Here is a 14,401-nt window from a genome sequence, read left to right as displayed (position 1 = left end):
TTCTATTTTTCGATCAGCCTCTCGAAGCGCTTGTCGGGCGCAAACCAGATGGCCGCTACAAGCACGTAGATCGCGACGCTGATCCACTGGTTGAAGAAGCTGAGCAGGACGGCGGTGGTGTAGAGTCCCAGGGAAATCTTGCCTTTGTTGTCGCGGCCCACCGCCTTGGCAAAGGTCGTGTCGGCGCCGTGCAGATGGCGCAGCTTGACGACCAGAATGGTATAGGCAACGGCACAGAGCACCAGGTCGATGCCGTAGACAGCGACCGGCACGGGCGCGAAGTGGTTCTCTCCCATGAACGCCGTGGTCACCGGCATCAGCGACAGCCAGAACAGAAGGTTGAGATTGGCCCATAGGACGCGCCCGTCGACGCGCTGCACCGCATGGAACATGTTGTGCAGATTGTTCCAGTAGATGCCGACATTGATGAAGGAGAGCACATAGCAGAAGAAGACCGGCCACAGCGGCAAAAGTGCTGAAAAATCCTCGCCATGCGGCACTTTCAGCTCCAGCACCATGATGGTGATGATGATGGCGACGACGCCATCGGTGAATGCCTCGACCCGTCCCTTGCCCATGATTCCTCCCCTCAGTGGCCGGCAGACGTTACGGGAGGATTCTGCGCAAGACCATACTGTCAGGATTGTCAGGAGGGCGTTCGCGGGGTGGAACAGCGCCATTATATGGGCGTTGGGCTTGCAACCTCCGGAGGTCGCGATGACCAGCTACGCTCAAACCATGACGCGTGACAATGAGCTTGGCGGCGGCGCCGCGAAAGCCGCCGTCGCCGCCATGATCGCCGCGCTCTTTGCCGGCAGCACCGCGCTGACGCCGCTTTACGTGATCTACAAGCAGGCCTTCGGCTTCTCGCAGATCATGCTGACGCTGGTCTATGCCGTCTACGTGGTCGGCAACCTGGCGGCGCTGCTGTTTTTCGGCCGCCTGTCGGATGCCGTCGGCCGCCGCCCCGCCGCGCTCGCCGCGATGGCGGTTGCGGTGGTCAGCGCGCTGTCTTTCCTGTTTGCTGAAAATCTCGCCTGGCTCGACGTCGCCCGCATCCTCAGCGGATTAGGCATCGGTGTCGGCGCAGGCGCCGGCACTGCCTGGTTGGCCGAACTGATCGAAGGCAAGGACAAGTCACGCGCCGCGGTCATCGCCACCAGCACCAACTTTGTCGGTCTCGGGGTCGGCGCGCTCGTGGCGGGGCTGCTCGCCCAATATGCGCCCTGGCCGCTCAGGTTGACATTCGCCGTTTATCTCGTCCTGCTCGTGCTGGTCACCTTGCTGATCTGGCGTACGCAGGAGACGGTCTCCGAGCCCGGGCGATTCTCCGACGTCTCGTTGCGGCCGCGGCTTTCGGTGCCCGACGATATCCGCGCGCAATTCGTGGCGCCGGCGGTGACCGGGTTCGGTGCCATGGCGCTGGTCGGCTTCTATGCGGCGCTGGCGCCGAGCATATTGGCGCAGCAGCTGCATGTGACCAGTCATGCCGAAGCCGGCGGGCTTTTCTTCGAGCTGTCGATCGTGGCGGCCGTCACCATCCTCGCCACCGCCAGGCTCTCCAGCCGCGCCACCATGCTCGCGGCGCTGGCGCTGATGATCCCCGCCGTGGCGCTGGTCGTGGCGGCGCAGGTCTACGCTTCGATGGCGCTGATGATCGCCGCGACGGCGCTCTGTGGCGTGGCGGCGGCTCTCGGCTATCGCGGCGGCTTGCAAGTGGTCAATCAGATCGCGCCCGCCGACCGTCGCGCCGAGGTGGTGTCGGCCTTCTTCATCTGCTGCTTCTGCGGCAACGCGCTGCCGGTGATCGGCATCGGCATTCTGTCCAGCATGGCGAGCGCCACCGCGGCAAGCCTGGCCTTTGCCGGCATGATCATCGTGTTCTCGCTGGTGGCGCTCGGCTTCGGCGCCAGATACGCGCGGTAGGTTTAACTATTCGGTCTCCGGCAGGAGTTGCGCGCGCTGGCGGGGCACGCCGAGGCCGGTGTCGGGCGGCTCGCCGGCGGCCGGGCGGTCCTCGATCATGTGCATCGTGCGCCAGCGCCCGAAGCGATAATAGGCGGCGGCGAGCACGAGCGAGGCGATCGAGCCGGCCGGAAAGCTCCACCACAGCGCTTCCTGGCCGATGACGCTGCGCATGGAATAGGCAAAGCCGGTGCGAATGATCAACACCGAGATGATCAGGATGATCAGCGGCGGCATGACGGCGCCGGTGGCGCGCACCGTGGCGAAGAGCACGATGGTGACGCCGAACAGGATGAACGACCAGGATGCCACCTTGTTGATGTGGGCGGCGATGTCGATCGCGGCGCTGTCATTGCTGAGGAAGAGGCTGAGGACTGCGCGGTCGAAGGCGAAAAGCAGCGCAACCAGCGCGCCGGTCAGCACCAGGTTGAAGCCGACGCCGGATGCCGCGACCTTGCCGATGCGGTCCCAGCGCCCGGCGCCGACATTCTGTGCCGCCATCGAGGAGACGGCGGCGCCGATCGCCAGGGCCGGCATCTGGATATAGGTCCAGAGTTGGGCTGCGATGCCGTAAGCGGCGGCGACCTGGGATCCATAGGAATTGACGATGCCCATCACGGTCAGCGCCGCGGCCGAGATGACGATCATCTGCAGGCCCATCGGAATGCCCTTGGAGACGACGATGCGCAGCAGCGCCGGGTCCGGCCGAAGCAAGGCCAGATCGCTGCCTGCCAGCCTGAGCGGATGTTTGCGCACATAGAGCACGATGAGGATGGCGATGACGCTCACCGTCTGTCCTACAAGCGTCGACGTTGCCGAGCCGGCGATGCCGAGCTCGGGGAAGGGGCCGATGCCGCGGATCAGCAGCGGGTTGAGCACGACGTCAAGCACGACCGCCAGCGCCATGAAGACGAACGGCGTGCGCGAATCGCCGGCGCCGCGCAGCACGGTCATGACGAAGGACAAAAGGTTCATCATCGGCACGGCGACGAAGATGATGCGTAAGTAGGCGCGCGCCAGCGGCAAGGCATCCGCCGGCGTGCCGAGCCCGGTGAGGATTGCGTCGACCCAGACCCAGCCGCAGACGGCGAACACCACGGAAACCAGGAAGAAGAAGGTGGCGCTGGTGCCGACGATGCGCCTGGCCTCGGGCAGGTCGCGGGCGCCGACCGATTGCGCCACCAGGATGGTCGCCGCCATGCCGATGCCGAACACCGTGCCGAGGATCAGGAACAGCACCAGATTGGCGTTGGAGGTCGCCGTCAGCGCCGCCTCGCCGAGGAAACGGCCAACCCAGACCGCGTTAATCGAGCCGTTGAGCGACTGCAGCACGTTGGAGCCCAGCACCGGCAGCGCGAACAAAAGCAGCGTGCGCGGTATGGGGCCGCTGGTCAGGTCGGCGGTCCGCCGGCGGGTGGGCTTTTCGTCATCCATGGCAGCACCGAAAATGAATCAGGCCCGCGATGCTATCGCAGGCCTGATGCTCATGCATCCCTTCCGCGCTCGGTCATATGCCGCTCGACATACGATCCGAAGCAGAACTAGTTTGCGGCGAGGCTGTTCCCAGACAGACCAGGCAGCGTGACCTGATAGACGAGGAAGGTGGTGTCGACATCGGCGCCATCCTCGGCCTTGTACGAAGCTCCGACCTGGAAGCCGTCCTGGGTGAGGAAGTCGTTGTCGTTGGCGACGAACAGGAAATAGTCGTCGGGCAGCTTGGGGTCGAGCACAGAGACCAGCGACATCGCTTCCCACTTCTCCGAGAGGTTGTTCTTGTCGTTCGGCGCGCCATTGTGCAGGCCGAAGCGGCTGAGCTCGCCCTTGTCGTTGATGTCGATGAACGAGGTGAGCTTGGCCGGCGTCACCGACGGGTCGAGCACGCCCTTGGGCGCGACCGGCTTGTCGGCGGCGTCGAACGGGCCGTTGGCGATATCGGTCGCGGCGGAGAGGTCGACGATCTCGATCTTGCGATAGAGCGACTCGTCGCCCTTGAGGCCCTGGCCGTTGCCCGAGTCGCGGGCCAGCATCAGGAAGCTCTTGTCGGAAAGCGCGACGATCTCGCTCTGGGCGGCGATCTTGGTCTTGCCCTTGGCGTCCTTGAACATCGGCAGCGGAACGACATATTCGTGCGCCAGCTTGAGGTGGGCGAGGTCGGAAGCGTCATAGACCAGCGCGCGGGTGTTCTGGCGCGTCGAGCCGGAATCGCCGCCGTCCTGGCGGGCCGCCGACTGCAGCACGGCGATCAGGAACTTGCCGTCAGGCGTCATCGACATGCCTTCGAGACCCTGGTTGTTCTGGCGGCCGGTCTCGGGATCCTTCGGACTGGGCTCGGCTGCGCCCGGGCCGGGGTTGTCGGAGGCGAAGTTCGGCTTGCCGTGGCGCATCGGCACCAGGGCCGCGGGCGGCTGCGTCGCCGACATCAGGCGGCCTTCGGCCGAGAAGCGATAGATGTTGGGGCCATATTCGTCGGAGATGAACATCGTGCCGTCGGGCAGCCGCACGATCGCTTCGTCGTCCAGCGCCAGCTTGCCGTTTTCGGCCTGCGGCAGGATCGGCATGCCGCCGGCCGCTTCGCGCACGCCGTCGAGCGGATCAAGGCCGGTGGAATCAGTGCCCTTGTCGTCGGCCAAGAGCATCGTGTCGGCGAGCGTCGCCCTGACGCCGGTCTGTTCCTGTCCGGCGGCCGGCGCCGCGCCAGGAGCGGTCGGCGTCAGCTCGATCGCGATGGTGTTGACGCGAGCGCGATAATCGGTGGTGCCGACGACATTGTAGCCGCGATCCGGCAGCAGCCAGAGCGAGCCCTTGTAGCCCGCGCCGTCGCGCGCCCAGCCCTTGGTGTCGATCGCCATACCGGAACCCGAACCGAAGGTCTCGCCGAACTTGTCCTTCTGGCTGGCCGGGATGCGACCGATGCCGACGAGCCCTTTGTTGACATAGGCGACGCCGTCGGCGAGCGCCGGGGTCAGCGCGGTGAACAGGGCGAGTGCCGCGCCGAGCGCGGTGGTTCGGTTGAGATGTTTCATGGATATCCCCTTCGTGACGAGCAGATCGGAGCAGGCGTCGCATCGACAGCCGCCAGTAGTTTCCGCCAAGCGGTCTAGGACGCCAACGTGATGGTTGCGTGACAGGAGGGGCGCCCTTCTCCTTCTCCCCTTGTGGGAGAAGGTGGATCGGCGCGCAGCGCCGAGACGGTTGAGGGGTGTTCCAGCGGAGTGAGACGCCGGCTTTCCCTGGAGCACCCCTCATCCGTCGCCTTCGGCGACACCTTCTCCCACAAGGGGAGAAGGAAAGGCGCTTCAATCGCTCTCGCGCGCGATCAGCTCCAGCGGCCAGACTTCGCGTATGATGCGTGTGCCTTCGGGCCCGGCGAAGGCGGGAAGGGAGGCGAGCAGCATCTCGGCCAGCCGCCGGCCCATGGCCTCCAGTGCCGGACGGAAGGCGGTCAGCGTCGGCGAGAAGTAGCGGCAGAGCGGCGTGTCGACGATGACGATCACGGCCATGTCATGGCCCGGCCTGATGCCCATCTCTGCCAGCGCCTTGCAGCCGCCAAGCGCCATCGCGTCATTGTTGAAGATGATGGCCGTCGGTGGGGCCTTGGAGCGCATGACTTGCGGCGTCACCTGGTAGCCGCCGGTCTCGTTGATGAAACCGTCGGCGATCAGGTCGGGGTCGACCTCGATGCCGTGCCGCCTCAGCGCCTTGCGGTAGCCGTCGAGGAACAGGTAGCCGAAGTTGAGATCAAGCGAAGGGCGGATGGCGGCAATGCGGCGGTGGCCGCGCGCGACCAGCCGCTCGACGGCTTCATCACCCGCCCTCTCGAAATCGATATCGAGCGAAGGATAGGTGTCGCCGCCGGACTGACTTCGGCCAAGCGTGGCGAAGGGAAAGCCGGCCTTGCTGAGATAGTCGATCCGGTCGTCTTCCCTTCGCGTATTGGCCAACACGACCGCGTCGGCCCGGCGCGTCTCGACCACGCGGCGCAACCGCTCCTGCTGATATTGGCCGGGCTCTCCCATGACGACCATCAGATCGAGGTCATGCTCGGCGAGCTTCGCCTGCAGCCCGATCAGGAACGGGATGAAGAAGGGCTCGCCATATTGTTGGTCGCCCGGATGCGGCTGCAGCATGAAGGCGATCGAGCGGGTGGCGCCTTGCCTGAGACTGCGGCCGGACTGGTTGGGTGAATAGTTCAGCTCTTTGGCCGCATCGAGCACGCGCCTGCGCGTATCGGCATTGACGTCGGCACGGCCGTTCAGCGCGCGCGACACGGTGCCGATCGAAATGTTCAGATGACGCGCAAGGTCGTGAATGCTGGACGCCAAGAGCCACTCTCCCTTGCCTTGGCCAGAGCAATTCCAGGAAAAGCGCGAAGCGGTTTCCGTTCGGAATTGCGTCAAAAACAAAGAGTTAGACCGGTTCACCGTTTTCGTAAACGGTGAGCCGGTCTAGCATTGGCTGCCGCCCGGGCCAAGGCTTCCGGAAGATTTTTGAGAGGCAGCCTGTTGACATTCTATGTCATCGGGTGTGTTCTCGTAAACGTTTACGGAAAAACGTTTACGGTCTCGCCGTGAATGCCGTGACGACCGGTCTGGAGGGACCGGGCGGAGGAGGAGCGCTGGATGATGAAGGTCGTCCTGGTCGGCTGCGGAGCCATGAGCAGGCAATGGCTCGATGCCGCGAGGCAGATCGACGGGCTTGCCATTGTCGGCCTTGTCGACCTCGATGCCGACCGGGCACAGGCAAGGGCGCGCGAATACGAGCTTTCCGGCGCGGTCATCGGCACCAGCATCGATGCCGTCCTCGATCAGACAAAACCCGATGCCGTGTTCGACGTCGTGGTTCCCGCCGCCCGGCGCGAGGTTGCGCTTTCGGCCTTTGCCCATCATTGCCATTTGCTCACGGAAAAGCCGCTGGCCGACAGCCCGGACAATGCGCGCGCCATCATCGCCGCGGCGCGGGCTGCCGGGCGCATCCATGCGGTGGTCCAGAACCGCCGCTACGTCGCCAATGTCCGGCGCATCCGGCGGTTCCTCGATTCCGGCGCGATCGGCGCGCCGACAAGCATCCACGCCGACTTCTTCGTCGCCCCGCATTTCGGCGGTTTTCGCGAGGAGATGGCGCATGTGCTCCTGCTCGACATGGCGATCCACACCTTCGATGCCGCCCGCTACATGGTGGCCGGCGAGCCTGCCGGCGTCTATTGCCAGGAATGGGAGCCGGCCAGTTCGTGGTACCGGCAGGGATCGTCGGCAAGTGCGGTCTTCGACTTCGGCGGCGGCAAGGTTTTTACCTATGCCGGCTCCTGGTGCGCAGACGGTTTCAGGACCAGTTGGGAAGGCAGCTGGCGCATCGTCGCCCAGCACGGCTCCCTGTTGTGGGATGGCCATGACGGGCTGAAGGCGGAAGTGGTTGCGTCCGGCCGCGACGGTATCATCGACAAGACCCGGCCGATCGAGGTGCCGCCGCTCGATCCCGCCGATCGCGTCGACGGCCATCTCGGCATCATCAAGGATTTCATGCACGCGATCGAGACCGGCACGGAACCGGAAACGCGCGGCACCGACAATATCCGCAGTCTGGCCATGGTGTTCGGCGCCATCGAGAGCGCCGAGACCGGGCGCCGTATCGCCATCGCACAGGAGCCACAATGATGCCGAGCCCGCTTCTCGATATCAGGATCGGCACCATGGTGCGGGCCAATCTCGACGACCCGGCGGCCTATATCAGGCAGATCCTGCCGCTCGGTTTCGAGAGCATCCAGCCCTTCTTCTGGCAGACGCTGGGCGGTAAGGATTTGCCGCGGCTCGCCGGCCAAATAAGGGAGGCGATCGGCGACGCCGACGTCACCGTGTCCTCGATCGGCGTGTTCGGCAATCCGTTGGAGAGCGGCGAAGTCGATCGCGGCGTGCTCGCGGCCTGGGAGACCGTCATCGACCATGCGCATCTGTTCGGCGCTTCGATAGTCAGCGGCTTCACCGGCCGCCTGCGCGGCAAGAAGCTGACCGACAGCCTGCCCCGCTTCCGCGAGGTCTGGGGGCCGCTGGCCAAACGCGCCGCCGACAAGGGCGTGCGCATCGCCTTCGAGAACTGCGCCATGGACGGCAACTGGGCGAGCGGCGACTGGAACATCGCGCACAACCCGGACGCCTGGGAACTGATGTTCAACGAATTGCCCAACGACAATCTCGGGCTCGAATGGGAGCCCTGCCACCAGCTCGTCTACCTGATCGACCCGATGCCGCAGATCCGCAAATGGGCGCCGCGCATCTTCCACGTCCACGGCAAGGACGCGACGGTGCGCTGGGACGTGATCCGCCAGCATGGCGTGTTCGGGCGCCTGCCTTTCGTGCAGATGCGCACGCCGGGCTTCGGCGACAGCGACTGGACGCGGGTGATCAGCGAGTTGCGGCTAGCCGGTTACAAGGGCGCCATCGACATCGAGGGCTGGCACGACCCTGTCTATCGCGGCGACCTCGAGATCACCGGCCAGGTCCGTGGCCTGGAGTATCTGAAGCAATGCCGGGGAGGGAAGAGCTACCTGCCCAATCCAACTTGAGTACTGGCCGACTTGAGTGCCGGCCGGCGGGAGGAGCCGGCCGATCCAAAATCATTGTCGTAAACCCTTGATCGTGAGGGAACCAAAAGGGAGGAACGTGCATGAGCATGACGACCAGAAGGACTTTTCTGCGCTCGACCGTCGTGGCGGCCGCCACGGCGCTCTGCGCCTCGATCTCCACCTTGCCGGCGCAGGCGCTCGACGCGCAATGGTGCAAGGACGTGCACATCCGCTTCTTCGTCGGTGGCGCCGAGGGCGACGCCTTCGGCACCATCGTCTATAATGGCGCCAAGCAGGCGGCGGCCGATCTCGGGCCGAAGGTCGACTACATCTTTTCCGGTTGGGATGTCGAAAAGATGGTGCAGCAATTGCGCGAGGCGGTCGCCGTCAAGCCCCAGGGCATCGCCATGATGGGCCATCCGGGCGACGCGGCGATCATGCCGCTGGCCGAACAGGCGCATAAGGACGGCATCAAGATGATGTACCAGAACGTTCCGGTGCCGACCGTGGTGGCGGCGTTCGGCGGCGGTTATGTCGGCGCGCAACAGGAGCAGCAGGGGCGCGCGCTCGGCGCCGAGGCGTTCAAGCTGGCCGGGCTGAAGGCTGGCGACAAGGCGATCATGATCGGCCCGTTCGAGAATGAGAGCCGCGGTGCGCGCGAGCGTGGGACGGTCGCCGCGCTGAAGGAGGCCGGCGTCGATGTCGTTCAGATCAATTCGCAAACCGAATGGGCAGCCGATCCCAATCTCGCGATCCCGCCGATCACTGCCGCGCTCCTCAACAATCCCGGCGTCAAGGCGGTCGGCTATCCCGGCGGACAGATGCTCGGCAATGTCGCCACCTATATGCAGGCGGCGGGAAGGAAGCCCGGCGACATCTTCAATTTCGGCTTCGACACCAGCCCGCAGATCGTCGAGGCCTTCAAGGGCGGCTGGGTGCAGCTGACGGCCGACCAGCAGCCGTTCATGCAGGGCTATCTGCCGATCCTCAGTCTCTGCCAGCAGGTGGTGCTCGGTCTTGCCCCCATGAATGTCGACACCGGCGCCGGCTTCGTGACGCCGCAGAACTACGAGATCGTCTCAGAGCTCGCCAAGCAGGCGCTGCGCTGACCTCCCAGGCCGCCGGCCGGACCCAACCCGGCCGGCGGGACCGCCTGCGGACGAGGCAGGCACAACAGACAATTCAAGCGAGGATCGCATGAGCGAACGCATCATCGAACTGCGCGACATCAAGAAGTCCTACGGCCAGGTCTATGCGCTGGGCGGCGTCAATCTCAGCGTCGATCGCGGCGAGGTGGTCGGCCTGATCGGCGACAACGGCGCCGGCAAGTCGACGCTGATCAAGATCCTGTCCGGCGTGGTCAAGCCGACCAGCGGCGACATCCTGGTGCGCGGCAAGCCGGTGAGCGGATGGAGCGCGGCGCGCTCGCGCGACGCCGGCATCGAGACCGTGTTCCAGGACCGGGCGCTGGCCGTGCAGCAGACCATCGTGCGCAACATCTTCATGGGTCGCGAGCTCACAGGCTTCATGGGCTGGCTGAAGGTCAACAAGGAAGTCGCGGAAGCTAGCCGGCTGATGCGCGAGATCGGCTTCACCTCGAAAGTGTTCACGCCGCAGTCGATCGTCGGCCAGCTTTCGGGCGGCGAGCGGCAAGGCGTGGCGATCGCGCGCGCCATCTACAAGCAGGCGGAGCTGATCATCCTCGACGAGCCGACGACGGCGCTGTCGCTGACCGAGACCGCCAAGGTCTTCCATTTCGTTCGCCAGGTGCGGGCGAGCGGCCGCTCGATCCTGTTCATCGGCCACAACATCCACCATGTCTTCGACATCGCCGACCGTTTCGTGGTGCTCGACCGCGGCAAGGTGGCGCTGACCGCCGACCGCACCGAGGTCAAGTCTGCCGAAGACCTCATCAACTTCATGGAAGACGTGGCGCATCCCGGCGGATTGCCCGGTTTGCACGGGGAAGCGGAGCAGAGAGCCTGATGAGCAAAGTCATGGAACCCGATCTGCAAACTCCTCTGGGAAGAACAAGCGGCAAGGCGACCAAGGAGTGGAGCCACCCATCCAACCACTGGCTGCGCGGCTTCGTCCTCGACAACCGCGCGGCGCTCGGCACGCTGGCCGTGTTCATCGTGATGATGGCGGTCTTCATGATCGCCAACCCGACCGTCTTCACCACTTGGTATCTCTACAGTTCGGTGCTGACGACGCTTCCCGTGGCGCTGTTCGTGGTGGTGCCGCTGGTCTTCGTCGTCACCTGCGGCGAGATCGACCTGTCTTTCCCGGCGACGATGGGCTTTGCCTCATGGGTTTTCGCGCTGGTGGTGCAGGCCGGCTACGATCCGTTCATCGGCATCGTGGCCGCACTGGTCACCGGCACGCTGCTCGGCTTCCTGGTCGGCTCGCTGGTCGTCTATGGCGGACTATCGTCGCTGATCGCCACGCTCGGCATGAATTTCCTGCTGCGCGGCCTGATCCAGATCGTCAACGAGGGCAAGTCGATGGCGCTGACGGGCCTTGCCGACAGCTCGGCCTACAAGATCTTCTCCAGCCAGGTCTTCGGCATCCCGGTGCAGATCTTCTGGGCGATCGCCTTCGTCGTCTTTGCGGCGCTGCTCTACAACCGCCACCGCTTCGGCGCGCAGGTGAAAGTGGTCGGCGACAACCCGGACAGCGCCAGGCAGATGGGCATCGACGTCAAATGGGTTCGGGTGAAGGTGTTCGTCTTCGTCGGCATAGGTGCCGCGATCGCCGGCTGCTTCTCGGTGATGATCAACTTCACCTGGTGGCCGACGGCGGGCGACGGCTATCTCTTACCGGTGCTGGCCTCGGTGTTCGTTGGCGGCACGCCGACATGGGGCGGCATCGGCACCGTGGTCGGCGGCGCGATCGGCGCGGTCACGGTGTCGTTCATCCAGACCGGCGTGGTGGCGGCGGGCCTGAGCGGCTTCTACGTGCAGTTCTTCAACGGGCTGATCATCATCCTGTCGCTGCTGGGTCATAAGTGGAACCAGGCAAGGTACAGGTGAGGGGGCTGGTCAAACCGGCGCGACAAACCCGTCCAGCACGCGTTTCTGGCCGGCCTTGTCGAAGTCGATGGTGAGCTTGTTGCCTTCGATCGCCGCGATGTTGCCGTTGCCGAATTTCTGATGGAAGACGCGGTCGCCGACATTGAAGGCGGAGGGCGTGTCGGCAACCGATTTGGCGACCAGCTCGCCATCGATGGTACGGCCCTTCACCGAGGTGCGGCCGGCACCGTAGCCGGAGTCTGTCTCGCCATAGCCGATGCGCTCGACCTGATGGCCGGAGCGGGTGCCCCAGTTGCGGTCGGTCGCTTCGGTGCGGTTCGCCTGGGCGCGCTGCCAGCCGGGCGTCGCATAGGTGTTGGAGAAGCTGCCCTGGTCCTTGGCGCCGACATTGTCGAAGCGCGAGGCGCCATAGGGATTCTGGCGGCCACCGCCACCGCGCCCGGAGGCGAATGAGCCGCCGCCGTAAGGGTTGCCGTAGCCGCCGTAACTGTTGCCGCTATCGGCGACATCGACATGGGTTTCCGGCAGTTCGTTGACGAAGCGCGACGGGATGGTCGATTGCCAAAGCCCGTGAATCTGGCGGTTGGAGACGAACCAGATGTGCAGGTTCTTCTTCGCGCGCGTCAGGCCGACATAGGCGAGCCGGCGTTCTTCCTCCAGGCCGGAGCGTCCGCCTTCGTCCAGCGCGCGTTGGTGCGGGAACAGGCCTTCCTCCCAGCCAGGCAGGAACACGGTCTCGAATTCGAGACCCTTGGCCGAATGCAGCGTCATGATGCTCACGGCGTCCTGGTCGGCATTCTGCTCGGCGTCCATGACCAGCGCAACATGCTCGAGGAAGGAGCGCAGCGATTCATACTCCTCCATGGAGCGGATCAACTCCTTGAGGTTTTCCAGCCGTCCGGGCGAATCCGCCGAACGGTCGTTCTTCCACATGTCGGTGTAGCCGCTCTCTTCGAGGATGGTCTCGGCGAGCTCGGTGTGCGGGGTGGTTTCCAGCGCCTTCTGCCAGCGCTCGAAATTGGCCGCGACCTCGCGCAGTGCTGCTCGCGGCTTCGGCTTCAACTCGTCGCTTTCGGCAAGCGTCGCGGCCGCTTCCAGCATCGGGACGCGCAGGGCACGCGCGGTGTCGTGGATCTGGCGGATGGTGGCTTCGCCGAGCCCGCGCTTCGGCACGTTGACGATGCGCTCGAAGGCGAGGTCGTCACCGCCATTGGCGACGACGCGGAAGAAGGCGAGCGCATCGCGGATTTCCAGCCGCTCGTAGAAGCGCGGGCCGCCGATGACTCGGTAGTTGAGGCCCAGCGTGATGAAACGGTCTTCGAAGGCGCGCATCTGGAAGGACGCGCGCACCAGGATCGCCATGTCGTTAAGCCGGTGCTTCTGGCGCTGATAGGCCTCGATGGTATCGCCGACGGCTCGGGCTTCTTCCTCGGAGTCCCAGGCGGCATGGACATGCACCTTGTCGTCCTCGGGGTCGTCGCGGTCGGTGAACAGCGTCTTGCCGAAGCGGCCCTCATTGTGGGCGATGAGGTGCGAGGCGGCGCCCAGGATATGCGCGGTGGAACGGTAGTTGCGCTCCAACCTAATGATGGTGGCGCCGGGGAAATCCTTGTCGAAGCGCAGGATGTTGTCGACCTCGGCCCCGCGCCAGCCATAGATCGACTGGTCGTCGTCGCCGACGCAGCAAATATTCACGCTCACGGGCTGTTCCGCGCCTGCCGGCGCGGGCCCTCCGCGGGGGCCTCGCAACGGCTCGGACGCCCGGTCGGGCTTGCGGCCTTCGGCCGAAACGTCCCAATCATGGTTGTGCTCAGGTGCGTCATACTCGGGAGTCGGGGGCCTGTATTGGCCTGGCTCGGTCCTGTCGAACGACGCTGATTTGGACGCATTAGGGGTGCGACCGCCCGGTGAACCACTTCTTGGAGTACCCGGCCGTTGCGCCAGTAGGCGCAGCCACATGTATTGCGCGGTGTTGGTGTCCTGATACTCGTCGACCAGTATGTATTTGAACTTGCGGTGATATTCCTTCAGCACGTCCGGATAGGCGCGGAAGATGCGGATCGGGTGATAGAGCAGGTCGCCGAAATCGCAGGAGTTCAGCGTCTGCAGCCGCTCCTGATAGGCTTTGTAGAGCTGGCGGCCCTTGCCGTTGCCGAAGCTGCGCGCATCGCCTTCAGCAATCTCGTCGGGGCCGAGGCCCTTGTTCTTCCAGTTGTCGAGCATCTGGGCGAAGGTCTTGGCCGGCCAGCGCTTGTCGTCCAGCCCTTCGGCCTGGATCAGCTGCTTGATCAGCCGCACCACGTCGTCGGTGTCGAGGATGGTGAAATCCGATTTCAATCCGGCCAGCTCGGCGTGCCTGCGAAGCAGCTTCACGCCGATCGAGTGGAAGGTGCCGAGCCAGGGCATGCCTTCGACATTGCCTTCGCCGATCAGGTGGCCGATGCGCTGCTTCATCTCGCGCGCGGCCTTGTTGGTGAAGGTGACGGCCAGGATCTGCGAGGGGAAGGCCCTGCCGGTGGCAAGGATGTGGGCGATGCGGGTGGTGAGCACCCGCGTCTTGCCGGTGCCGGCGCCGGCCAGCACCAGAACCGGGCCCTCGGTCGTCTCGACGGCGAGCCGCTGCTCGGGGTTCAGGCCCTTCAGGTAATCGGGCGCGCCGTGCTGGCCGCTGCGGGCGGCCATGGCGCGCGCGGCTATGCCGGATGGTGCCGCCGCCGGCCGCGCATTCGGTTCATCGAAAAAAGGCATGTCCTCGGAAAAGCCCGACATCGCTCCCGAATGTAGTGATTCGGCAGCGAAAGACCAGAACTGTCTACGTTTTGTTCTAGTTTCGCGTGTCTGGCCCCAA

At 64.9% G+C, this 14,401-nt stretch carries 11 protein-coding genes; 6 read left to right on the top strand and 5 right to left on the bottom strand.

Annotated elements, in window-relative coordinates:
- Window positions 1-2 precede the first annotated feature (2 nt).
- Window positions 3-578: a TMEM175 family protein gene (locus tag WDX12_RS32220; protein ID WP_320295143.1), complete on the bottom strand. Its 576-nt coding sequence runs from the start codon at window positions 576-578 to the stop codon at window positions 3-5.
- On the opposite strand from WDX12_RS32220, the gene WDX12_RS32215 reads away from it, so the two are divergent.
- Window positions 517-1,926 (top strand): MFS transporter, encoded by a 1,410-nt coding sequence (locus WDX12_RS32215; RefSeq protein WP_434723333.1) that lies wholly within the window; start codon window positions 517-519, stop codon window positions 1,924-1,926. The genes WDX12_RS32220 and WDX12_RS32215 overlap by 62 nt on opposite strands.
- 6 nt (window positions 1,927-1,932) lie before the next feature.
- Here WDX12_RS32215 and WDX12_RS32210 read toward each other — a convergent pair whose 3' ends face one another.
- The 3 genes from WDX12_RS32210 to WDX12_RS32200 form a co-directional block, all read right to left on the bottom strand.
- Entirely contained in the window at window positions 1,933-3,399 is a 1,467-nt protein-coding gene (locus WDX12_RS32210) for an MATE family efflux transporter (protein ID WP_434723332.1), read from the bottom strand.
- A gap of 107 nt (window positions 3,400-3,506) precedes the next feature.
- Window positions 3,507-4,988 (bottom strand): esterase-like activity of phytase family protein, encoded by a 1,482-nt coding sequence (locus WDX12_RS32205; RefSeq protein ID WP_434723331.1) that lies wholly within the window; start codon window positions 4,986-4,988, stop codon window positions 3,507-3,509.
- Between the two features lie 273 nt (window positions 4,989-5,261).
- The gene (locus WDX12_RS32200; RefSeq protein ID WP_434723330.1) at window positions 5,262-6,287 is read right to left on the bottom strand and encodes a LacI family DNA-binding transcriptional regulator; all 1,026 of its coding nucleotides are present in this window, start codon (window positions 6,285-6,287) and stop codon (window positions 5,262-5,264) included.
- A 297-nt stretch (window positions 6,288-6,584) separates the two neighbouring features.
- Between WDX12_RS32200 and WDX12_RS32195 the strand changes: the two genes are divergently transcribed.
- The 5 genes from WDX12_RS32195 (at window position 6,585) to WDX12_RS32175 (ending at window position 11,553) form a co-directional block, all read left to right on the top strand.
- Window positions 6,585-7,616 carry a Gfo/Idh/MocA family protein gene (locus WDX12_RS32195; RefSeq protein ID WP_434723329.1) on the top strand — a complete coding sequence of 344 codons (1,032 nt, stop codon included), beginning with the start codon at window positions 6,585-6,587 and terminating at the stop codon, window positions 7,614-7,616.
- Window positions 7,616-8,521, top strand: coding sequence for a sugar phosphate isomerase/epimerase family protein (locus WDX12_RS32190; RefSeq protein WP_434723328.1), 906 nt, complete (start codon window positions 7,616-7,618; stop codon window positions 8,519-8,521). The genes WDX12_RS32195 and WDX12_RS32190 overlap by 1 nt, the downstream gene beginning before the upstream one ends.
- A gap of 101 nt (window positions 8,522-8,622) precedes the next feature.
- Window positions 8,623-9,630 (top strand): substrate-binding domain-containing protein, encoded by a 1,008-nt coding sequence (locus WDX12_RS32185; RefSeq protein WP_434723327.1) that lies wholly within the window; start codon window positions 8,623-8,625, stop codon window positions 9,628-9,630.
- An 88-nt stretch (window positions 9,631-9,718) separates the two neighbouring features.
- A complete protein-coding gene (locus WDX12_RS32180; RefSeq protein WP_320295149.1) occupies window positions 9,719-10,507 on the top strand; it encodes an ATP-binding cassette domain-containing protein in 789 nt (262 codons plus the stop codon).
- Complete coding sequence (locus tag WDX12_RS32175) at window positions 10,507-11,553, top strand: ABC transporter permease (RefSeq protein WP_434723326.1); 1,047 nt, start codon at window positions 10,507-10,509, stop codon at window positions 11,551-11,553. Before WDX12_RS32180 ends, WDX12_RS32175 begins: the two co-directional genes overlap by 1 nt.
- A 9-nt stretch (window positions 11,554-11,562) precedes the next feature.
- Here WDX12_RS32175 and WDX12_RS32170 read toward each other — a convergent pair whose 3' ends face one another.
- Window positions 11,563-14,322, bottom strand: coding sequence for an ATP-dependent helicase (locus WDX12_RS32170; RefSeq protein ID WP_434723325.1), 2,760 nt, complete (start codon window positions 14,320-14,322; stop codon window positions 11,563-11,565).
- Window positions 14,323-14,401 lie beyond the last annotated feature (79 nt).

The sequence above is a fragment of the Mesorhizobium sp. RIZ17 genome, from assembly GCF_051127865.1.
Lineage (GTDB): Bacteria > Pseudomonadota > Alphaproteobacteria > Rhizobiales > Rhizobiaceae > Mesorhizobium > Mesorhizobium humile.
Note: the sequence above shows the minus strand (reverse complement) of the source record. Positions and strands in the feature narration are given on the sequence as shown.

Excerpts from the sequence above, each read along its gene's own strand:
- WDX12_RS32215 (WP_434723333.1), top strand. The coding sequence starts at position 517 with ATGATGGTGATGATGATGGCGACGACGCCATCGGTGAATGCCTCGACC.
- WDX12_RS32220 (WP_320295143.1), bottom strand. The coding sequence starts at position 578 with ATGGGCAAGGGACGGGTCGAGGCATTCACCGATGGCGTCGTCGCCATC.
- WDX12_RS32210 (WP_434723332.1), bottom strand. The coding sequence starts at position 3,399 with ATGGATGACGAAAAGCCCACCCGCCGGCGGACCGCCGACCTGACCAGC.
- WDX12_RS32205 (WP_434723331.1), bottom strand. The coding sequence starts at position 4,988 with ATGAAACATCTCAACCGAACCACCGCGCTCGGCGCGGCACTCGCCCTG.
- WDX12_RS32195 (WP_434723329.1), top strand. The coding sequence starts at position 6,585 with ATGATGAAGGTCGTCCTGGTCGGCTGCGGAGCCATGAGCAGGCAATGG.
- WDX12_RS32190 (WP_434723328.1), top strand. The coding sequence starts at position 7,616 with ATGCCGAGCCCGCTTCTCGATATCAGGATCGGCACCATGGTGCGGGCC.
- WDX12_RS32185 (WP_434723327.1), top strand. The coding sequence starts at position 8,623 with ATGAGCATGACGACCAGAAGGACTTTTCTGCGCTCGACCGTCGTGGCG.
- WDX12_RS32180 (WP_320295149.1), top strand. The coding sequence starts at position 9,719 with ATGAGCGAACGCATCATCGAACTGCGCGACATCAAGAAGTCCTACGGC.
- WDX12_RS32175 (WP_434723326.1), top strand. The coding sequence starts at position 10,507 with ATGAGCAAAGTCATGGAACCCGATCTGCAAACTCCTCTGGGAAGAACA.
- WDX12_RS32170 (WP_434723325.1), bottom strand. The coding sequence starts at position 14,322 with ATGTCGGGCTTTTCCGAGGACATGCCTTTTTTCGATGAACCGAATGCG.